General features: G+C 54.3%; 19 protein-coding genes. 14 read left to right on the top strand and 5 right to left on the bottom strand.

All coding sequences use genetic code 11. The annotated features are described in order from the left end of the window. The first annotated feature begins 105 nt into the window (after window positions 1–105). The 4 genes from deoC to deoD all read left to right on the top strand — a co-directional run bounded on the left by deoC (window position 106) and on the right by deoD (window position 4541). Complete coding sequence (deoC, locus tag OGX86_RS03475) at window positions 106–885, top strand: deoxyribose-phosphate aldolase (RefSeq protein ID WP_003019042.1); 780 nt, start codon at window positions 106–108, stop codon at window positions 883–885. A 135-nt stretch (window positions 886–1020) separates the two neighbouring features. Next, window positions 1021–2343: a thymidine phosphorylase gene (gene deoA / locus OGX86_RS03480; protein WP_003845626.1), complete on the top strand. Its 1323-nt coding sequence runs from the start codon at window positions 1021–1023 to the stop codon at window positions 2341–2343. A 51-nt stretch (window positions 2344–2394) separates the two neighbouring features. Further along, window positions 2395–3618 carry a phosphopentomutase gene (gene deoB / locus OGX86_RS03485; RefSeq protein ID WP_003019037.1) on the top strand — a complete coding sequence of 408 codons (1224 nt, stop codon included), beginning with the start codon at window positions 2395–2397 and terminating at the stop codon, window positions 3616–3618. Between the two features lie 203 nt (window positions 3619–3821). Then, complete coding sequence (gene deoD / locus OGX86_RS03490) at window positions 3822–4541, top strand: purine-nucleoside phosphorylase (RefSeq protein WP_000224864.1); 720 nt, start codon at window positions 3822–3824, stop codon at window positions 4539–4541. A 149-nt stretch (window positions 4542–4690) separates the two neighbouring features. Here deoD and lplA read toward each other — a convergent pair whose 3' ends face one another. Both lplA and OGX86_RS03500 read right to left on the bottom strand, forming a co-directional pair. Next, on the bottom strand, window positions 4691–5707 hold the full coding sequence (gene lplA / locus OGX86_RS03495; RefSeq protein WP_111466146.1) for a lipoate--protein ligase: 1017 nt from the start codon (window positions 5705–5707) through the stop codon (window positions 4691–4693). A 37-nt stretch (window positions 5708–5744) separates the two neighbouring features. After that, window positions 5745–6386 (bottom strand): YtjB family periplasmic protein, encoded by a 642-nt coding sequence (locus OGX86_RS03500; protein WP_003829948.1) that lies wholly within the window; start codon window positions 6384–6386, stop codon window positions 5745–5747. Between the two features lie 115 nt (window positions 6387–6501). Between OGX86_RS03500 and serB the strand changes: the two genes are divergently transcribed. From serB to nadR, 3 genes are all read left to right on the top strand, one after another. Beyond that, entirely contained in the window at window positions 6502–7470 is a 969-nt protein-coding gene (gene serB / locus OGX86_RS03505) for a phosphoserine phosphatase (protein ID WP_003829946.1), read from the top strand. 83 nt (window positions 7471–7553) lie between these two features. Further along, window positions 7554–8936, top strand: coding sequence for a DNA repair protein RadA (gene radA, locus OGX86_RS03510; protein ID WP_003829944.1), 1383 nt, complete (start codon window positions 7554–7556; stop codon window positions 8934–8936). 88 nt (window positions 8937–9024) lie between these two features. After that, window positions 9025–10254, top strand: coding sequence for a multifunctional transcriptional regulator/nicotinamide-nucleotide adenylyltransferase/ribosylnicotinamide kinase NadR (nadR, locus tag OGX86_RS03515; protein ID WP_003829942.1), 1230 nt, complete (start codon window positions 9025–9027; stop codon window positions 10252–10254). A gap of 199 nt (window positions 10255–10453) precedes the next feature. On the opposite strand, the gene ettA is transcribed toward nadR, so the two are convergent. Beyond that, window positions 10454–12121, bottom strand: a complete 1668-nt coding sequence (gene ettA / locus OGX86_RS03520) for an energy-dependent translational throttle protein EttA (RefSeq protein WP_003829940.1) — start codon at window positions 12119–12121, stop codon at window positions 10454–10456. A 211-nt stretch (window positions 12122–12332) separates the two neighbouring features. Here ettA and sltY point away from each other — a divergent pair, with 211 nt between their 5' ends. Further along, a complete protein-coding gene (sltY, locus tag OGX86_RS03525; protein WP_128316505.1) occupies window positions 12333–14270 on the top strand; it encodes a murein transglycosylase in 1938 nt (645 codons plus the stop codon). An 89-nt stretch (window positions 14271–14359) separates the two neighbouring features. Further along, window positions 14360–14686: a trp operon repressor gene (gene trpR, locus OGX86_RS03530; RefSeq protein ID WP_003837292.1), complete on the top strand. Its 327-nt coding sequence runs from the start codon at window positions 14360–14362 to the stop codon at window positions 14684–14686. A gap of 55 nt (window positions 14687–14741) precedes the next feature. Here the strand turns inward: trpR and yjjX are convergent, their stop codons facing one another. Beyond that, window positions 14742–15257 (bottom strand): inosine/xanthosine triphosphatase, encoded by a 516-nt coding sequence (gene yjjX, locus OGX86_RS03535; RefSeq protein WP_008786139.1) that lies wholly within the window; start codon window positions 15255–15257, stop codon window positions 14742–14744. A gap of 52 nt (window positions 15258–15309) precedes the next feature. Here yjjX and gpmB point away from each other — a divergent pair, with 52 nt between their 5' ends. After that, window positions 15310–15957, top strand: a complete 648-nt coding sequence (gene gpmB / locus OGX86_RS03540) for a 2,3-diphosphoglycerate-dependent phosphoglycerate mutase GpmB (protein ID WP_003019006.1) — start codon at window positions 15310–15312, stop codon at window positions 15955–15957. On the opposite strand, the gene robA is transcribed toward gpmB, so the two are convergent. Beyond that, entirely contained in the window at window positions 15954–16823 is an 870-nt protein-coding gene (gene robA / locus OGX86_RS03545) for an MDR efflux pump AcrAB transcriptional activator RobA (protein WP_048214985.1), read from the bottom strand. The genes gpmB and robA overlap by 4 nt on opposite strands. Window positions 16824–17034: 211 nt before the next feature. Between robA and creA the strand changes: the two genes are divergently transcribed. The 4 genes from creA to creD are packed head-to-tail and all read left to right on the top strand — an operon-like array spanning window position 17035 to window position 21053. Beyond that, window positions 17035–17508 (top strand): protein CreA, encoded by a 474-nt coding sequence (gene creA, locus OGX86_RS03550; protein WP_003018998.1) that lies wholly within the window; start codon window positions 17035–17037, stop codon window positions 17506–17508. Window positions 17509–17520: 12 nt separating this feature from the next. After that, window positions 17521–18210: a two-component system response regulator CreB gene (gene creB, locus OGX86_RS03555; protein ID WP_128316504.1), complete on the top strand. Its 690-nt coding sequence runs from the start codon at window positions 17521–17523 to the stop codon at window positions 18208–18210. Further along, window positions 18210–19634: a two-component system sensor histidine kinase CreC gene (gene creC / locus OGX86_RS03560; RefSeq protein WP_286639319.1), complete on the top strand. Its 1425-nt coding sequence runs from the start codon at window positions 18210–18212 to the stop codon at window positions 19632–19634. Before creB ends, creC begins: the two co-directional genes overlap by 1 nt. A gap of 57 nt (window positions 19635–19691) precedes the next feature. After that, on the top strand, window positions 19692–21053 hold the full coding sequence (gene creD / locus OGX86_RS03565) for a cell envelope integrity protein CreD (RefSeq protein ID WP_079934410.1): 1362 nt from the start codon (window positions 19692–19694) through the stop codon (window positions 21051–21053). The last annotated feature ends 22 nt before the right edge of the window (window positions 21054–21075 follow it).

Consider the following 21075-nt stretch of genomic DNA (forward strand, 5'->3'; position numbering starts at 1 on the left):
TTTCATTAACTGTGATGTATATCGAAGTGTAATAGCGAGCGGATGTTAGAATACTAACAAACTCGCAAGGTGAAATTTTATACGGCGATGCCGTTGGAGAATGTTATGACCGATTTAACAGCAAGCAGCCTGCGTGCACTGAAACTGATGGACCTGACTACCCTGAATGATGACGACACCAATGAAAAAGTGATCGCGCTGTGTCATCAGGCGAAGACCCCGGTTGGCAACACTGCCGCAATCTGTATCTATCCGCGTTTCATCCCTATTGCGCGTAAGACCCTGAAAGAGCAGGGCACGCCGGACATCCGCATTGCAACCGTAACCAACTTCCCGCATGGCAACGACGACATCGAGATTGCGCTGGCTGAAACCCGCGCGGCGATTGCTTACGGCGCAGATGAAGTTGACGTGGTGTTCCCGTACCGTGCGCTGATCGCCGGTAACGAGCAGATTGGTTTCGATCTGGTTAAAGCCTGTAAAGACGCGTGTGCGGCGGCAAACGTGCTGCTGAAAGTCATCATCGAAACCGGTGAGCTGAAAGAAGAAGCACTGATTCGCAAAGCGTCTGAAATCTCCATCAAAGCCGGTGCTGATTTCATCAAAACCTCTACCGGTAAAGTGCCGGTCAATGCGACGCCGGAAAGCGCACGCATCATGATGGAAGTGATCCGCGACATGGGTGTTTCTAAAACTGTAGGTTTCAAACCGGCTGGCGGTGTGCGCACTGCAGAAGATGCACAGCAGTTCCTGGCGATTGCCGATGAACTGTTTGGCGCTGACTGGGCTGATTCTCGTCACTACCGTTTTGGCGCATCCAGCCTGCTGGCGAGCTTGCTGAAAGCGCTGGGTCACGGCGACGGCAAGAGCGCAAGCAGCTACTAAGCCTTATATTGCCGGAGCTGTAGCGACGTAGGCCGGATAAGGCGCAGCCGCCATCCGGCATTAAGACGACTGCCGGGTGGCGCGTTGCTTACCCGGCCTACAACGGCCTTCTACTCTTTTCCCCTGGGGGTTACCGTGTTTCTCGCACAAGAAATTATTCGTAAAAAACGTGATGGTCATGCGCTGAGCGATGAAGAAATTCGTTTCTTTATCAATGGTATTCGCGACAACACCATCTCTGAAGGGCAAATCGCCGCCCTGGCGATGACCATTTTCTTCCACGATATGACAATGCCTGAGCGAGTTTCGCTGACCATGGCAATGCGTGATTCAGGAACCGTGCTGGACTGGAAAAGCCTGCAGCTGAACGGCCCGATTGTGGATAAACACTCTACCGGCGGCGTGGGTGACGTAACGTCACTGATGTTAGGCCCGATGGTCGCAGCGTGCGGCGGCTATATTCCGATGATCTCCGGGCGTGGCCTGGGGCATACCGGCGGTACGCTCGATAAACTGGAAGCGATTCCTGGATTTGACATCTTCCCGGACGACGCGCGTTTCCGTGAAATTATTAAAGACGTGGGTGTGGCGATTATTGGGCAAACCAGCTCGCTCGCACCGGCGGATAAACGTTTTTATGCCACCCGCGATATTACCGCGACGGTGGATTCCATCCCGCTGATTACTGGTTCCATTCTGGCGAAAAAACTGGCGGAAGGGCTGGATGCGCTGGTGATGGATGTGAAAGTGGGCAGCGGCGCCTTTATGCCGACCTACGAGCTTTCTGAAGCTCTCGCTGAAGCGATTGTCGGTGTGGCAAACGGTGCGGGTGTACGTACCACCGCGCTGTTAACCGATATGAACCAGGTGCTGGCCTCCAGCGCAGGTAACGCGGTCGAAGTTCGCGAAGCGGTGCAGTTCCTGACTGGTGAATACCGCAATCCACGTCTGTTAGACGTCACCATGGCGCTGTGCGTGGAAATGCTGATCTCCGGCAATCTGGCGAAAGATGACGCCGAAGCCCGTGCGAAATTGCAGACGGTGCTGGATAACGGCAAAGCAGCAGAGATTTTTGGTCGCATGGTTGCGGCGCAGAAAGGCCCGACCGATTTTGTCGAAAATTATGCGAAGTACCTGCCAACGGCAATGCTCAGCAAAGCGGTATATGCTGATACCGAAGGCTTTGTCAGCGCAATGGATACCCGTGCGCTGGGGATGGCGGTCGTTTCCATGGGCGGCGGTCGTCGTCAGGCTTCGGACACCATTGATTACAGCGTTGGCTTTAGCGACATGGCGCGTCTGGGCGACAGCGTAGACGGACAGCGCCCGCTGGCGGTGATCCACGCCAAAGACGAAGCCAGCTGGCAGGAAGCGGCGAAAGCGGTCAAAGCGGCAATTAGCCTTGACGATAAAGCGCCAGAAATTACACCGACAGTCTATCGTCGTATTACCGAATAACTGTATACTGATCTGATCGCTTTTTTGCGGCGCAGATGTATGGAGAACAAGATGAAACGTGCATTTATTATGGTGCTGGACTCCTTTGGTATTGGTGCGACTGAAGATGCGGATCGCTTTGGCGACGTAGGTTCAGACACTATGGGACACATTGCAGAAGCCTGTGCGAAAGGTGAAGCTGACAATGGTCGCAAAGGTCCACTGAATCTGCCTAACCTGACCCGTCTGGGCCTGGTGAAAGCTCACGAAGGTTCTACCGGTAAAATTGCTGCTGGTATGGACGGTAACGCGGAAGTGATTGGTGCCTACGCATGGGCGCATGAACTTTCTTCCGGGAAAGACACGCCGTCTGGCCACTGGGAAATCGCGGGTGTCCCGGTTCTGTTTGACTGGGGATATTTCTCAGATCATGAAAACAGCTTCCCGCAAGAACTGCTGGATAAACTGGTAAAACGTGCCAACCTGCCGGGCTACCTCGGCAACTGTCACTCTTCCGGTACCGTGATCCTGGATCAACTGGGTGAAGAGCATATGAAAACCGGCAAGCCGATTTTCTATACCTCCGCTGACTCCGTGTTCCAGATTGCCTGCCACGAAGAGACGTTTGGCCTGGATAAACTCTACGAGTTGTGCGAAATCGCACGTGAAGAGCTGACCGAAGGTGGTTACAACATCGGTCGCGTTATCGCACGTCCGTTTATCGGTGATAAAGCCGGTAACTTCCAGCGTACCGGTAACCGTCACGACCTGGCCGTTGAGCCGCCAGCACCGACCGTGCTGCAGAAACTGGTCGACGAAAAAGACGGTCATGTTGTTTCCGTCGGTAAAATCGCGGATATCTACGCTAACTGCGGCATCACCAAAAAAGTGAAAGCCACCGGTCTGGACGCGCTGTTCGACGCCACCATCAAAGAGATGAAAGAAGCGGGTGATAAGACCATCGTCTTCACCAACTTCGTTGATTTCGACTCTTCCTGGGGACATCGTCGCGATATCGCCGGTTATGCTGCGGGCCTGGAACTGTTCGACCGCCGTCTGCCTGAGCTGATGGAGCTGGTGGGAGAAGATGACATTCTGATCCTGACCGCCGACCACGGCTGTGACCCGAGCTGGACCGGCACTGACCACACCCGTGAACACATTCCGGTACTGGTTTACGGCCCGAAAGTGAAACCTGGTTCTTTGGGCCACCGTGAAACCTTCGCGGATATCGGTCAGACGCTGGCGAGCTACTTTGGTACGTCACCGATGGACTACGGTAAAAACATGCTGTAATACCCGTTGTCTTTCGCGCTGTAGATGCGTTGACTTCATTCGCTCACCCCGGTCACATAGCTAATCTATGCTCCCGGGGATTCACGAATTCGTCGCCTTCCTGCAACGCGAAATCCTTAGGGTATTTCACTGTTTTGCATACGTTTTGTAGGCCTGATAGGCGTAGCCGCCATCAGGCAATAACAACAAGATAAGGACAAAAAATGGCAACTCCACATATTAATGCAGAAATGGGTGATTTCGCTGACGTCGTATTGATGCCGGGCGACCCGCTGCGTGCAAAGCATATTGCTGAAACTTTCCTCGAAGATGTTCGTGAAGTGAACAACGTTCGCGGCATGTTAGGTTTCACCGGTACTTACAAAGGCCGTAAGATCTCCGTTATGGGTCACGGTATGGGTATCCCGTCCTGCTCCATCTACACCAAAGAGCTGATCACCGATTTCGGCGTGAAGAAAATCATTCGCGTAGGCTCCTGCGGCGCTGTGCGTATGGACGTTAAACTGCGTGATGTGGTTATCGGCATGGGTGCATGCACCGATTCCAAAGTTAACCGTATCCGTTTTAAAGATCATGATTTCGCTGCTATCGCTGACTTCGACATGGTGCGTAACGCAGTTGATGCAGCAAAAGCGCTGGGCGTAGACGCGCGCGTGGGCAACCTGTTCTCCGCTGACCTGTTCTACTCTCCGGACGGTGAAATGTTCGACGTGATGGAAAAATACGGCGTGCTTGGCGTGGAAATGGAAGCGGCGGGCATCTACGGTGTTGCTGCGGAATTTGGTGCGAAAGCGCTGACCATCTGCACCGTGTCTGACCATATCCGTACTCACGAGCAGACCACTGCCGCTGAACGTCAAACGACCTTCAACGACATGATCAAAATCGCACTGGAATCCGTTCTGCTAGGCGATAAAGAGTAAGCGTTGTTTTGCCCGGTGGCGCTGCGCTTACCGAGCCTACGGGAATGCCGCTATTAATGCCTGATGGCGATTCGCTTATCAGGCCTACAGGAGCGGTCTTGTAGGCCGGATAAGGCGCAGCCGCCATCCGGCAATTCGCCACTAATCGCTTAACGCACGGCCTTCGCCACCCACGCCGCCAGTTCACGCAGCTCGTTTTCCTGATCCGGATATTCCGTAACCAGCGCTTCGCAAGTCTGCTGTAAAACATCGGCGCGATACTGGCAGCCCTGTAGCCGCTCCGCCAGCGCTTCTAACGGCGCGGGATTGAGACTGTCGGTAAACACCTGTGTGCGCGTGATATGACCTTTTTCGACGTCGAAATGCAGCTCAACGCCACCCCAGGTGAAACGCTCGTCCAGCAGATGCGAGAAAGCAGGTGCCTGACCAAAATTCCATTCCCAACTGCTCTGGCGGGCAAAGGTTTCGGCAAAATTTGGCAGGTCCGGCGTTTTATCTGGTGAGATCACTTCCGCTTCAACGCGTTCGCCATAATGAGCAAAAAAGGCTTCCGTGATGGCCTGACAGACCTGTTCATGGGTGATGCCCGGTAACAGCTCCGTCAAATTCGCCACCCGTGAGCGGACAGAGGTGATCCCCTTTGCTGCGAGTTTCTTTTTGTCGGGATTGAGATAATTTGCCAGGCGGCTGAGATCGGCATTTAGCAGCAGCGTGCCGTGGTGGAATCCGCGATCTTTCGTTTCCCGATAAGCAGAGCCTGAAACCTTGCGATCGCCGTCTGGCGTTTTCACAACCAGATCGTTACGCCCGGAGGCATCTGCCGTCACACCCAGAGAATTCAATGCGTTGAGGACAATCGCGGTGGAAATGGTTTTGTCGTATTCCGGTTTACCGGCCATAAAGGTAAAGCAGGTATTGCCTAAGTCATGGAACACCGCGCCGCCGCCGCTGCTACGGCGGGCGAGCCGCACGTTGTCTTCCTCCATACGGCGGGTATTACACTCTTTCCACGGGTTTTGCGCCCGGCCAATCACCACCGTATCGGCGTTACGCCACAAGAACAGGACGCGCTGCGTGGCGGGCATCTGGCGAAAAATGCACTCTTCGACCGCGAGGTTAAACCACGGATCGTAAGAGTCTGAGATAAGCAGGCGTAGTGTAGTCATGGTTGATTTCCCTTCTGTTTTACAGTTTTTACTGCTTTTACTCTTTTTTCTCGTTGTCTTCTTCCTGCACCGGTTTGTTGGCGGTCAGCAGGAAAGGGGATTGCTGCCAGCGGGTACGCTTGCCTTGCAATAAGGTACGGGTGAGCACGACGCCAATCGCCAGCGCCAGCAGCAGCATCAGGCGTAAGATATTGGTGGTGTTATCTACCTGCTTCGCCTCGGTGGCGAGGGTGTGGGTATCCAGCGTCAGACGCAAATAGCCCAGCGGACCATTTTTCCCCTGAATGGGTTCGACAATCTGCTGGTTAAAATAACCCCCGGCTTTTTTGCCGTCGAGCGCCAGTCGGTCACGAACGTTGACGCTCTCGCCGGTACGCGTAATCAGGTCTCCCTGTTCATCGTACACGCCAGCGTCCAGAATACGGCTACTTTCCGTCAGCTGTGTGAGTACCGCTTTGATGCGTTTTTCATCCGGCGTTTCGGTACGCATTAGCGGAGCAACATTTAGCGCCACCTGGCGGGCCAGCGTACGGGCCAGCTCTTCGAGCTGCGGATTACGCTGCTGCTGGTGACTTTGACTAAACCAGGATGCGCCCTGCATCAGGGCGACGAGCAGCGCAAGACAGAACAATACAATCACTGCACGATGAAGTCGGAATTTCAGTTTTGCGCGAGCCATATTCCACCTGCTGAAAATTTGAGACTTAATGTTGCCAGAAGCGCTGGTTACAGGGTAGCCTCATGCGTTATTTTCCCCTGATGATTCCGACCCGAACGATTTTACAGGAGCTTTAATGCCTAACATAACCTGGTGCGATCTACCTGAAGATGTTTCTCTGTGGCCAGGTCTGCCTCTCTCTTTAAGTGGCGATGAAGTCATGCCGCTGGACTACCACGCGGGCCGCAGTGGCTGGCTGCTGTACGGTCGTGGGCTGGATAAACAACGTTTAACGCAATACCAGAGCAAACTGGGCGCGGCGATGGTGATTGTTGCTGCCTGGTGCGTCGAGGATTATCAGGTGATTCGCCTGGCGGGTTCGTTAACGCCGCGCGCGGCAAAACTGGCGCATGATGCCAAACTGGATGTTGCCCCACTAGGTAAAATTCCGCATCTGCGCACACCGGGTTTACTGGTGATGGACATGGACTCAACGGCAATCCAGATCGAATGCATTGATGAAATTGCTAAACTGGCTGGAACCGGTGAGATGGTTGCGGAAGTCACGGAACGTGCAATGCGCGGCGAACTGGACTTTACCGCCAGCCTGCGTAGTCGCGTCGCGACGCTGAAGGGCGCTGATGCCAATATTCTGCACCAGGTGCGCGAAACGCTACCGCTGATGCCAGGCCTGACACAGTTGGTGTTAAAACTGGAAACGCTCGGCTGGAAAGTGGCTATTGCCTCTGGCGGCTTTACCTTCTTTGCCGATTACCTGCGTAATAAACTGCGTCTGACGGCGGCTGTGGCAAACGAGCTGGAGATCATGGACGGTAAATTTACCGGCAACGTGATCGGCGATATCGTCGATGCCCAGTACAAAGCCAATACCCTGACCCGCCTGGCACAAGAATATGAGATCCCGATGGCGCAGACGGTGGCGATCGGCGACGGTGCTAACGATCTGCCGATGATCAAAACCGCAGGGTTGGGCATTGCGTATCATGCCAAACCGAAAGTGAATGAAAAGACGGAGATTACTATCCGCCACGCTGACCTGATGGGCGTGTTCTGCATTCTCTCCGGCAGCATGAACCAGAAATGATTAAATTGCCCGATGGCAAGGTGTCCGTAGGCCGGATAAGCGCCTGCGCCATCCGGCAAAAGCGTTAACGAAAGAGGTAAAACGTGGCCAAAGCTCCAAAACGCGCCTTTGTTTGTAATGAATGCGGGGCCGATTACCCGCGCTGGCAGGGGCAATGCAGCGCCTGTCAGGCCTGGAATACCATTACCGAGGTGCGCCTTGCCGCATCGCCAACGGTGGCGCGTAACGAGCGGCTCAGTGGCTATGCCGGGAATGCGGGCGTGGCAAAAGTGCAGAAGCTGTCTGACATCAGCCTTGAAGAACTGCCGCGTTTTTCCACTGGATTTAAAGAATTTGACCGCGTACTGGGCGGCGGTGTGGTACCCGGCAGCGCTATTCTGATTGGCGGTAACCCCGGCGCGGGGAAATCAACGCTGCTGCTGCAAACGCTGTGCAAGCTCGCTGAGCAGATGAAAACTCTGTACGTCACCGGTGAAGAGTCACTGCAGCAGGTGGCGATGCGAGCGCACCGGCTTGGCTTGCCGACAGCGAATCTGAATATGCTGTCGGAAACCAGTATCGAACAAATTTGCCTGATTGCCGAAGAAGAACAGCCGAAGCTGATGGTGATCGACTCCATTCAGGTAATGCACATGGCGGATATCCAGTCTTCGCCGGGCAGTGTGGCGCAGGTGCGTGAAACGGCGGCTTACCTGACGCGTTTTGCCAAAACGCGCGGCGTGGCGATTGTCATGGTCGGCCACGTCACCAAAGACGGCTCGCTGGCCGGGCCGAAGGTGCTGGAGCACTGTATTGACTGTTCGGTACTGCTCGACGGTGACGCCGATTCTCGTTTCCGTACTCTGCGTAGCCATAAAAACCGTTTTGGTGCGGTGAATGAGCTGGGCGTCTTTGCCATGACCGAACAGGGCCTGCGTGAAGTCAGCAACCCTTCCGCTATCTTCTTAAGCCGTGGCGATGAGGTCACCTCCGGCAGTTCGGTGATGGTGGTCTGGGAAGGTACGCGCCCGCTGCTGGTAGAGATTCAGGCGCTGGTCGATCACTCAATGATGGCGAACCCGCGTCGCGTGGCGGTCGGTCTGGAACAGAACCGTCTGGCGATTCTGCTGGCGGTGCTGCATCGTCACGGTGGCTTGCAGATGGCGGATCAGGACGTGTTTGTTAACGTAGTCGGCGGCGTAAAAGTCACCGAAACCAGCGCCGACCTGGCGTTGCTGCTGGCAATGGTCTCCAGCCTGCGTGACAGACCGCTGCCACAGGATTTAGTTGTCTTTGGCGAAGTGGGGTTGGCGGGCGAAATCCGTCCGGTACCCAGCGGGCAGGAGCGTATTTCGGAAGCGGCGAAGCACGGCTTTCGCCGGGCTATTGTCCCTGCCGCTAACGTACCGAAAAAAGTACCGGAAGGCATGCAGGTCTTTGGCGTTAAGAAGCTTGCGGATGCGTTAAGCGTGTTTGACGACCTATAATCAAATACCTGTACGTACCGATTTTGTAGGCCTGATAAGCGAAGCGCCATCAGGCAGTGTTACGCGATTTTTCCAGCAGGAGGCTCTTGTGTCATTTGAATATCTGAAAACCGCCATAAAGCAAAAGGGCTGTACCCTGCAACAGGTGGCGGATGCCAGTGGCATGACCAAGGGATACCTAAGCCAACTGCTGAATGCCAAAATCAAAAGCCCCAGCGCGCAGAAGCTGGAGGCGTTGCACCGCTTTCTCGGTCTGGAGTTTCCGCGCCAGCAGAAAAATATCGGTGTGGTATTCGGCAAGTTTTATCCGCTGCACACCGGCCATATCTATCTTATCCAGCGCGCCTGTAGCCAGGTCGATGAACTGCATATCATCATGGGCTATGACGACACGCGCGATCGCAGCCTGTTTGAAGACAGTGCCATGTCGCAACAGCCTACGGTGCCCGATCGTTTACGCTGGCTGCTGCAAACCTTTAAGTATCAGAAAAATATCCGTATTCATGCCTTCAACGAAGAAGGCATGGAGCCGTATCCGCACGGCTGGGACGTGTGGAGCAACGGGATCAAAACGTTTATGCAGGAGAAAGGGATCCAGCCAAACTGGATCTACACCTCTGAAGAATCAGATGCCCCGCAGTATCTCGAACATCTGGGGATCGAAACTGTGCTGGTGGATCCCAAGCGAACGTTTATGAGCATTAGCGGTGGGCAAATCCGTGAAAACCCGTTCCGCTACTGGGAGTATATTCCGACTGAAGTGAAGCCGTTTTTCGTGCGCACCGTGGCGATCCTCGGCGGGGAGTCGAGCGGTAAATCGACGCTGGTGAATAAGCTCGCCAATATCTTTAACACCACCAGTGCGTGGGAATACGGGCGTGATTATGTCTTCTCCCATTTGGGCGGCGATGAGATGGCGTTGCAGTATTCTGACTACGATAAAATCGCCCTGGGACAAGCGCAATACATCGATTTTGCTGTTAAATACGCCAATAAAGTGGCATTCATCGACACCGATTTCGTGACCACTCAGGCTTTCTGTAAAAAGTATGAAGGGCGTGAACACCCGTTTGTGCAAGCGCTTATTGACGAGTATCGCTTCGACCTGGTGATCCTGCTGGAAAACAACACCCCATGGGTGGCGGATGGCTTACGCAGCCTTGGAAGCTCAGTTGACAGAAAAGCGTTTCAGACGCTGCTGGTCGAGATGCTGCAGGAAAACAATATCAATTTTGTGCACGTTCAGGAGCCTGACTACGACGGCCGCTTCCTGCGCTGCGTGGAGTTGGTGAAAGAACTAATGGGTGAGCAAAGGTAGATTTTAATGCCGGATGCGCTGCGCTTATCCGACCTACAAGTCGCACTAACCTCATAGACAGGATGGCGCTGTGCTTATCCGGCCTACAAGTCGCACTAACCTCGTAGACAGGATGGCGCTGTGCTTATTCGACCTACAAGTCGCACTAACCTCGTAGGCCGGATAAGGCGTAACGCCGCCATCCGGCACTTAACGCTAATTACTTAGAAATACGCTTGTACTTAATACGTTTCGGCTCCAGCGCATCGGCGCCCAGCGTACGTTTCTTGTACTCTTCGTATTCGGTAAAGTTACCTTCGAAGAACTCAACCTTACCTTCATCCTGGTAATCCAGAATGTGGGTGGCGATACGGTCGAGGAACCAACGGTCGTGCGAGATAACCATCGCGCAGCCCGGGAATTCCAGCAGGGCGTTTTCCAGCGCGCGCAGGGTTTCGATATCCAGGTCGTTGGTTGGTTCATCGAGCAGCAGCATGTTGCCGCCAACCTGCAGCAGCTTCGCCAGGTGCAGACGACCACGCTCACCACCGGACAGCTCGCCGACGCGTTTGCCCTGATCCACACCTTTGAAGTTGAAGCGGCCCACGTAGGCACGGCTTGGCATCTCGGTGTTGCCGATTCGCATGATATCCAGCCCGCCGGAAACTTCTTCCCACACGGTTTTGCTGTTGTCCATGGCGTCACGGAACTGGTCAACGGAGGCCAGTTTGACGGTTTCACCCAGCGTGATGGTGCCGCTGTCAGGCTGTTCCTGACCGGACATCATACGGAACAGGGTAGATTTACCCGCGCCGTTCGGACCGATGATGCCGACAATTGCGCCTTTCGGTACGGAGAAACTCAGATCGTCGATCAGAACGCGATCGCCGTAGGATTTACGCAGATTGGTGACTTCAACGACTTTATCGCCCAGACGTGCTCCAGGTGGAATAAACAGTTCGTTGGTTTCGTTACGTTTCTGGTATTCGGTGTTGTTCAGCTCTTCAAAGCGTGCCAGACGGGCTTTACCCTTAGACTGACGGCCTTTAGCGCCCTGACGTACCCACTCCAGCTCTTTCTCAATGGATTTACGGCGAGCCGCTTCCTGAGAGGCTTCTTGGGCCAGACGCTGATCTTTCTGCTCCAGCCAGGAAGAGTAGTTACCTTCCCACGGAATACCTTCACCACGGTCCAGCTCCAGGATCCAGCCCGCAACGTTGTCGAGGAAGTAACGGTCGTGGGTAATCGCCACTACGGTGCCTTCGAAGTCGTGCAGGAAGCGTTCCAGCCACGCGACGGATTCCGCATCCAGGTGGTTGGTCGGTTCGTCGAGCAGCAGCATGTCTGGTTTTTCCAGCAGCAGGCGGCACAACGCGACGCGGCGGCGTTCACCACCGGAGAGATTCTCAATTTTAGCGTCCCAGTCCGGCAGACGCAGGGCGTCAGCGGCACGCTCAAGCTGCACGTTCAGGTTATGGCCGTCGTGCGCCTGGATAATTTCTTCAAACTTGCCCTGTTGTGCGGCCAGTTTATCGAAGTCGGCGTCCGGCTCGGCGTACTTGGCGTAAACTTCATCCAGACCTTTCAGTGCACTAACCACTTCGGCAACCGCTTCTTCAACGGATTCACGAACGGTATGTTCCGGGTTCAGTTTTGGTTCCTGCGGCAGGTAACCGATTTTAATGCCTGGCTGTGGGCGAGCTTCACCTTCGATATCGGTATCAATACCGGCCATGATGCGCAGCAGGGTAGATTTACCCGCACCGTTCAGACCGAGAACACCGATTTTGGCGCCAGGGAAGAAGCTCAGTGAGATGTTTTTAAGAATATGACGTTTCGGCGGAACGACCTTGCCGACACGATGCATGGTATAAACGAATTGGGCCACGTTGGACTCGCCTCTATGTTTATCGTGATGATGAATAGTTATCAAAGGCGAAGTGTAGCCTTTTTCATTGCCCAATCCCAGCCAGCAGATCCCACTCGCAACAAAAGTAAAAAAGTGTCCGTGACGTGGCGCATTCTGCAATGTCTGGTTAGCATGAATTAATTAAGCGGCATGATGCTGCACAGACGTAACATGACAAGAGGAAGAGCTTGTGGACAAAGCCAAACAATTTACCTGGCGCCTGCTGGCGGCCAGCGTATGTCTGCTGACGGTCAGTCAAGTGGCGCGAGCCGATTCCCTGGATGAGCAGCGCAATCGCTATGCGCAAATTAAGCAGGCCTGGGATAACCGACAGATGGATGTCGTAGAGCAGATGATGCCCGGCCTGAAGAACTATCCTCTGTATCCCTATCTGGAATATCGTCAGATCACTGACGATCTGATGAATCAGCCGACCATTACCGTCACCAATTTTGTGCGCGCCAACCCGACGCTGCCCCCGGCGCGTACTCTGCAATCGCGTTTTGTGAATGAACTGGCGCGCCGCGAAGACTGGCGTGGACTGCTGGCGTTTAGCCCGGAAAAACCGGGTACCACGGAAGCGCAATGTAACTATTACTTCGCGAAATGGAGTACCGGGCAAACCGAAGAAGCCTGGCAGGGCGCGAAAGAGCTGTGGTTGACCGGGAAAAGTCAGCCGAACGCCTGTGACAAATTATTTGGCGTATGGCGCGCCTCAGGCACTCAGGATCCGCTGGCGTATCTGGAGCGTATTCGTCTGGCGATGAAAGCCGGGAATACCGGTCTGGTGACGGCGCTGGCCGGACAGATGCCCGCACAATACCAAACCATTGCCTCTGCGATCATCTCGCTGGCCAACGATCCGAATTCGGTGATGACTTTTGCTCGCACCACTGGTGCCACGGATTTCACCCGACAGATGGCGGCGGTCGCCTTTGCCAGCGTGGCGCGTCAGGATGTGGAAAACGCCCGCCTGATGATCCCGTCCCTGGTACAGGCGCAACAGCTTAATGACGAGCAAACCCAGGAGCTACGCGATATTGTTGCCTGGCGTCTGATGGGCAATGACGTCACCGACGAGCAGGCCAAATGGCGTGATGATGCGATTATGCGCTCCAATTCCACCTCGCTTGTGGAGCGTCGCGTGCGCATGGCGCTGGGAACCGGCGATCGTCGTGGCCTGAATACGTGGCTGGCACGTCTGCCAATGGAAGCAAAAGAAAAAGACGAGTGGCGCTACTGGCAGGCTGATCTGCTGCTGGAGCGCGGACGTGATGCGGAAGCCAAAGAGATACTGCACCAGCTCATGCAGCAGCGTGGTTTCTATCCGATGGTGGCGGCACAGCGCCTGGGCGAAGAGTACGAGCTGAAAGTGGATAAAGCGCCAGCGAACGTTGATTCTGCGCTGACTCAGGGGCCAGAAATGGCACGCGTACGCGAGCTAATGTACTGGAACATGGATAATACCGCGCGCAGTGAATGGGCGAATCTGGTTACCAGCCGTACCAAGTCCGAGCAGGCTCAGTTGGCACGTTACGCGTTCAACAATCACTGGTGGGATCTGAGCGTTCAGGCGACGATCGCCGGTAAGCTGTGGGATCATCTGGAAGAGCGCTTCCCATTGGCCTATAAAGATCTGTTTACCCGTTACACCAGCGGCAAGGATATTCAGCCAAGTTATGCGATGGCGATCGCGCGTCAGGAAAGCGCCTGGAACCCGAAAGTGAAATCACCGGTCGGCGCCAGCGGGCTGATGCAGATTATGCCGGGCACGGCGACGCATACGGTGAAAATGTTCTCGATTCCAGGTTACAGCAGTCCGAGCCAGCTACTGGATCCTGATACCAACATCAACATTGGTACCAGCTATTTGCAGTACGTATATCAGCAATTCGGCAATAACCGCATCTTTGCGTCGGCAGCCTATAACGCCGGTCCGGGACGCGTTCGCACCTGGCTTGGCAATAGCGCTGGCCGCATTGATGCTGTGGCGTTTGTCGAAAGTATTCCATTCTCAGAGACGCGTGGTTACGTGAAGAATGTGCTGGCTTATGATGCGTACTATCGCTATTTCCTCGGCGATAAACCGGAGTTGATGAGCGACGCAGAATGGCAACGTCGTTACTGATCGTGTCGATTGTGTTATGCTATCGTACTCGTTAAAGAGTACAAAAGGGGGAAGCAAGCACGCTTCCCCCGCAACGATGGCGATATCTTATGACTCAGCAATCACCCTATTCAGCAGAGATGGCAGAACAACGTCACCAGGAGTGGTTACGTTTTGTCGATCTGCTTAAACACGCCTACGAACAAGATTTACACCTGCCGCTGCTCAATTTGATGTTAACGCCGGATGAGCGTGAAGCGTTGGGCACGCGTGTGCGTATCATTGAAGAGCTGCTGCGCGGCGAGATGAGCCAGCGTGAGCTTAAAAACGAGCTCGGAGCGGGGATTGCCACTATTACGCGGGGGTCGAACAGCCTCAAATCCGCACCGGTGGATTTGCGTCAGTGGCTGGAGCAGGTGTTGCTCGGGAAAAATTGATCCGCCGGATGCGGCTTTGCCTTATCCGGCCTACGATTGAACATCCGGCACAATGCTATAAATACACCGCGTTATGAAACGGGCTGAGCGCCAGAATCACCGCCTGGTGATAGACGCTTGAGCGCGTCAGCTTGCCCGCGGTAAAAACGCCGATTGCGCCTTCTTTACGGCCAATCTCATCAATACCTGTATAGTCCGACATCACCGGGCCGAGTGCTTCACCTTTACGGACTCTGTCGAGAATCACAGTAGGCAATGGCAGCGTGGCTGAACGGGCTTCACCACGCTGAATGCCGTTATCAATCACCACCCAACTAAAGGTGGCGTCATCGTCAATTCCTGCTTCAATGGCGACCCAGAAATCAGCCTGCGGGTGCAGGCGGCGAGCGTTATCAACGCGATTTCGTGCGCCAGTGCGCGTTTCCTGGTTTCCGAAAGGTTGTTCCGGCACGCCACTCTCGACGGCGACGGGTTCAATATGGCAGGATCCTTCCCCGAAAATCTCTTCAAATGCCCGCAGAATTGCCTGAATTTTGGCAGGATTGGTGGTCGCAGAGATAACCTTGTGCATAATTAAGCTCAGTTTGAAAATTCATCGCATCGCAGTATAACGGAAAAAAAGCATGTTACAGGTATACCTTGTTCGCCATGGCGAAACGCAGTGGAACGCCGAGCGACGTATTCAAGGCCAGTCAGATAGCCCACTAACCGCTAAAGGTGAACAACAAGCCATGCAGGTGGGAGAACGCGCCCGCTCGTTTGGTATTACGCATGTCATCAGTAGCGATCTTGGTCGTACACGACGCACCGCAGAAATCATCGCCCAGGCCTGCGGCTGTGATATCACCTATGATTCTCGTCTGCGTGAGTTGAATATGGGGGTGCTGGAAAAACGTCACATCGATACGCTGACACCAGAGGAAGAGGGCTGGCGTCGCCAGTTGGTGAACGGCACGGTGGATGGTCGTATTCCGGAAGGGGAATCGATGCAGGAGCTGAGCGATCGCGTCAATGCGGCGCTGGCATCCTGTCTGGAGCTGCCGCCGGGAAGTCGTCCACTGCTGGTTAGCCACGGTATCGCGCTGGGTTGCCTGGTGAGCACAATTCTGGGATTACCGGCATGGGCTGAACGTCGCTTGCGTCTGCGCAACTGTTCTATTTCTCGCGTTGATTACCAGGAAAGCTTATGGCTGGCGCCGGGATGGGTCGTTGAAACGGCAGGGGACATCTCACATCTGGACGCCCCTGCGTTGGATGAACTACAGCGCTAGCGGCGAATCGGAATCAGGAATTCGCAGCGCAGGTTGATCGGGCGATCTCCCGCTTTGGCATCTTCTGCCGGGTAGTATCGCTCGATATCCTGTCCTTTACGGCGCGTCAGGTTCAGCATCGGCATGCATGTGCCGTAAACCGTCAGGATAAACTCTTGCACGCCGGTTCCCAGCCCTTCGTAGGTAAACATCACGTACTCGCCACCCTGTAACAGGATAGGCTGCGCCGACGGCACATAGCCATTGGCCTGCTCCGGCGTCAGTGCTGTGGTGTAAAACACTTCCTGTTCGTCATCTTTTTCAATGCTCGGACGCGTTTCGTTAAGCCCGTACAGCACTGGCGGGATCGCCGGAGCCTGAGCAAGGAAGTCGCGCCAGAACTGAATACGCATTTCATGACGGAAATCTGAAATCTGTTCCAGCGAGCAGGAATAGCTTTGCGTGGTGCCGAGCAGTTGCGTATCTTCCAGCGTAACGAACTCGTGCGCAGGCATCGCAAATTCACCCAGTCGCATTGGTGGGCGAATACCGAATGCGCTCCATTCCGGTGAACGGCGATACAGCGCAGGCGTTTGGGAAAATTGTTTCTTGAATGCGCGAGTAAAAGTTTGTTGAGAGTCGAAGCGATATTGCAGCGCAATATCCAAAATTGGACGCGCAGTCAGGCGCAGCGCCACTGCGGATTTCGATAAACGACGGGCGCGGATATAGGCGCCAATAGCATGGCCCGTCACGTCCTTAAACATTCTCTGCAGGTGCCACTTGGAATAGCCCGCTTTTGCCGCCACATTGTCAAGCGACAAAGGCTGATCCAGATGACCTTCCAGCCAGATTAATAGGTCGCGAATAATGCCAGCCTGATCCATAAAATATCCTCATCCTTTCAACAACGAGTACCTGACGTCAGGTATGAGGATAATAGCATTTTTTGCTGTTTTAGCATTCAGTGTTTTTTTTGCTCATAAGTGCTTTTTTCGGACATACGAAAGCGTGATTATTGTAATCCTGTGATCTGTATACATTTTATCTTAGAATGTTTAATAATTACGCAGAACAACTTTTAAGAATGGTAACAATATGAAATATAAGAGCTTAGTCATTTCCTCAATTCTGCTGATGTTGGCGCAGGTCGCCCATGCGGAGCAGATTGGATCTGTCGATACGGTGTTCAAAATGTTTGGGCCGGATCATAAAATTGTGGTCGAAGCGTTTGACGATCCGGATGTTACCAATGTGACCTGCTACGTGAGTCGTGCGAAGACCGGCGGCATCAAAGGTGGACTGGGGCTGGCGGAAGATACCTCCGATGCCGCCATCTCTTGCCAGCAGGTTGGGCCGGTAGAACTGAGCGACAGAATCAAGAACGGTAAAGCTCAGGGCGAAGTGGTATTTAAGAAACGTACCTCGCTGGTGTTTAAATCTTTACAGGTTGTGCGTTTTTACGATGCGAAACGTAATGCGCTGGCCTATCTGGCCTATTCAGATAAAGTGGTCGATGGATCGCCCAAAAATGCCATCAGTGCGGTACCCATCATGCCGTGGCGGCAATAACAAGGAAGCACAATGCAACAGCCGTTGATCTGGTTGGTTGAGGATGAGCAGGGAATCGCTGATACGCTTATCTACATGCTGCAACAGGAAGGGTTTAGCGTAGAGGCGTTTGAGCGCGGATTTCCCATGCTGGAGAAATCTCGCCAGCAATGCCCTGATGCCATCATTCTGGATGTCGGGCTACCGGATATCAGCGGTTTTGAGCTGTGCCGACGTTTACTGGAACGCCACCCGGCGTTGCCGATCCTCTTTCTGACCGCGCGCAGCGATGAAGTGGATCGCCTGTTGGGGCTGGAAATTGGCGCAGATGACTATGTTGCCAAGCCTTTCTCGCCGCGTGAGGTGTGCGCTCGTGTGCGTACGCTGCTGCGGCGGGTGCAAAAATTCTCCACGCCTTCATCGACGACGCGCTGTGGGGATTTTGAACTTAATGAGCTGGCCGCGCAAATTACCTGGTTCAGCATGCCGTTGAACCTGACGCGTTATGAATTCCTGCTGCTGAAAACATTGCTGATGTCGCCGGGACGTATTTACTCTCGCCAGCAGCTGATGGATTTAGTCTGGGCAGACGCGCAGGATACCTTTGACAGAACGGTTGATACTCACATCAAAACGCTGCGCGCCAAGCTGCGGGCTATCAATCCGGAGCTTTCCCCCATCAATACTCATCGCGGTATGGGATACAGCCTGAGGAATTGCTGATGCGCATTGGCATGCGTTTGCTGCTCGGCTATTTTCTGATTGTCGCGGTCGCCGCCTGGTTTGTTCTGTCGATCTTTGTGCAGGAAATTAAGCCAGGCGTTCGTCGGGCGACCGAAGGTACTTTAATTGATACCGCCACGCTGCTGGCTGCACTGGCGCGTGATGACGTGCTCTCTGACTCACCGGCTAACGGCAAGCTGGCGCAGGCATTTGCGCAGCTGCATAACCGCCCATTTAACGCCAACATCAGCGGCATTAACAAAGTGCGTAATGAATACCATGTCTATATGACGGACGCGCAGGGCAAGGTGTTGTTTGATTCAGCTAACCAGGCCGTCGGTCAGGACTACTCCCGCTGGAACGATGTGTGGTTAACGCTGCGTGGGCAGTATGGCGCCCGAAGCACGCCGCAAAACCCGAACGATCCGGAAAGCTCGGTGATGTACGTTGCCGCGCCGATCGTAGACGGTGGGCGTATTATCGGCGTGCTCAGTGTCGGCAAACCAAATGCGGCGATGGCACCGGTGATTAAACGCAGTGAACGGCGAATGCTGTGGGCCAGCGCCGTATTGCTGGGCATTGCCCTGGTGATTGGCTTCGGGATGGTATGGTGGATAAACCGATCCATTGCCCGGCTGGCGCGTTATGCCGACTCCGTTACCGAGAATCGCCCCGTCCCACTGCCTGATTTAGGCAGCAGCGAGTTACGCAAACTGGCGCAGGCGCTGGAAAGTATGCGCCTGAAGCTCGAAGGCAAGAACTACATTGAGCAGTATGTCTACGCGTTAACGCATGAGCTGAAAAGTCCGCTGGCGGCCATTCGTGGCGCGGCAGAGATATTGCGCGAAGGCCCGCCGCCAAACGTGGTAGCGCGTTTTACCGATAATATTCTGACGCAAAATGCGCGCATGCAGGCGCTGGTCGAAACTTTGCTGCGCCAGGCGCGACTGGAGAATCGACAGGACATTACGTTGACGGCGGTGGAGGTAGATACTCTTTTTGCTCAGCTCAAAGAGGCGCGTAGCGTGCAGTTGGCGGCAAAAAACATTACGCTGACCATTCTGCCTTCATCGCTTAGCGTCGCTGCCGATCCCGCGTTATTGGAGCAGGCATTGGGGAACTTGCTCGACAACGCTATCGACTTCACGCCACAGGACGGAACGATTACGTTGAGCGCGCATCAGCAGGAGGAGCTGGTCACATTGCAGGTTACCGACAGCGGTAGCGGGATCCCTGATTTTGCGTTGCCGCGTATTTTTGAGCGCTTCTACTCGCTGCCCCGCGAGAATGGACACAAGAGCAGCGGTTTGGGGCTGGCGTTTGTCAGTGAAGTTGCACGACTGCATGAAGGTACGGTGACATTATCTAACCGACCAGAGGGCGGTGCACAGGCCTCGTTTACGCTTCACCGTCACTTCACATAACTTCAAATTCTCCGCACATAGCTGTTCTACCTTGCTGATATTGCAAAGGAGAACGCTATGTTTAAATCACCCCTGTTTTGGAAAATCGTCACCTTAGGCGGCGCAATATTACTGCTGTTAATTCCACTGACGATGGTCAGGCAGATAATCGTTGAGCGATCGGATTATCGTGATGAAGTCGAAGATGCTATTCGTCAGAGCACCAGCGGGCCGCAAAAGATGGTCGGGCCGCTGATTGCCGTCCCGGTGACGGAACTGTATATCGAGCTGGAAGGCGACAAACAGATCCAGCGTAAGCGCAGCTATATCCATTTCTGGCTCCCGGAGTCGATGGTGGTTGAGGGGAATCAGAACGTTGAAGCGCGTAAAATCGGTATTTACGAAGGCCAGGTCTGGCACAATGATCTCTCGGTGAAGGCCGAGTTTAACGCTGAACGCTTGCGTGATTTAAACCATCCCAACGTCAGCGTCGGCAAACCGTTTATCGTGGTTGGCGTGGGGGATGCGCGCGGGATCGGCGTGGTGCAAGCGCTGCAGGTCAATGGGGAATCGCTGGCCGTTGAGCCAGGGACGGGGCTGGATGGAGGAGCTCAAGGGATCCACATTCCGCTACCTGACGCGAGCTGGGCAGAGCAAAACCTGAGCATGGTGCTGTCGTTGAATTTGAGCGGAACCGGAGATTTCTCCGTTGTTCCGGTTGGCCGTAACAGTGAAATGACTTTAACCAGCAACTGGCCACATCCCAATTTTCTGGGGGATTTCCTCCCGGCGAAGCGCGAAATCAGCGAGTCAGGATTTAAGGCCCAGTGGCAAAGCAGCTGGTTCGCGAATAACCTCGGCGAACGCTTTGATGGCGAAAAGATTGGCTGGAAGGGAATGCCTGCATTTAGCGTTGCCGTCGCCACGCCAGCGGATCAGTATCAGTTAACGGACAGGGCTACCAAGTATGCCATCCTGCTGATTGTACTGACCTTTATGTCTTTCTTCGTGCTTGAAAGTATGACCAGCCTGCGTCTGCACCCGATGCAGTATCTGCTGGTGGGGCTATCGCTGGTGATGTTTTATCTGCTGCTGCTGGCATTGTCTGAGCACATTGGGTTTACGGCGGCGTGGATTACAGCAAGCCTGGTAGGCGCGTTAATGAACGGGGTGTATCTGCAGGCGATATTACAGAGTTGGCGGAACAGTATTTTATTCACCGTGGCGCTGCTGGGGTTGGATGGGGTGATGTGGGTGCTGCTACGTTCACAGGACAGCTCTTTACTGCTGGGAACCGGCGTGCTGTTGGTCGCGTTGTGTGGCGTGATGTTCCTGACGCGTCATCTTGACTGGCACTCGCTGGCACAGCCAAAACCAAAGCCGACAGAAATTCCGGAGCCTCTGCCTGCGCAGAGTGACGAGTTTCGCTTATGGAAATAGGGCGGTGGGGAAATGAAAAACG

This window comes from Citrobacter sp. Cpo040, from assembly GCF_030332915.1.
Classification (GTDB): Bacteria; Pseudomonadota; Gammaproteobacteria; order Enterobacterales; family Enterobacteriaceae; genus Citrobacter; species Citrobacter portucalensis.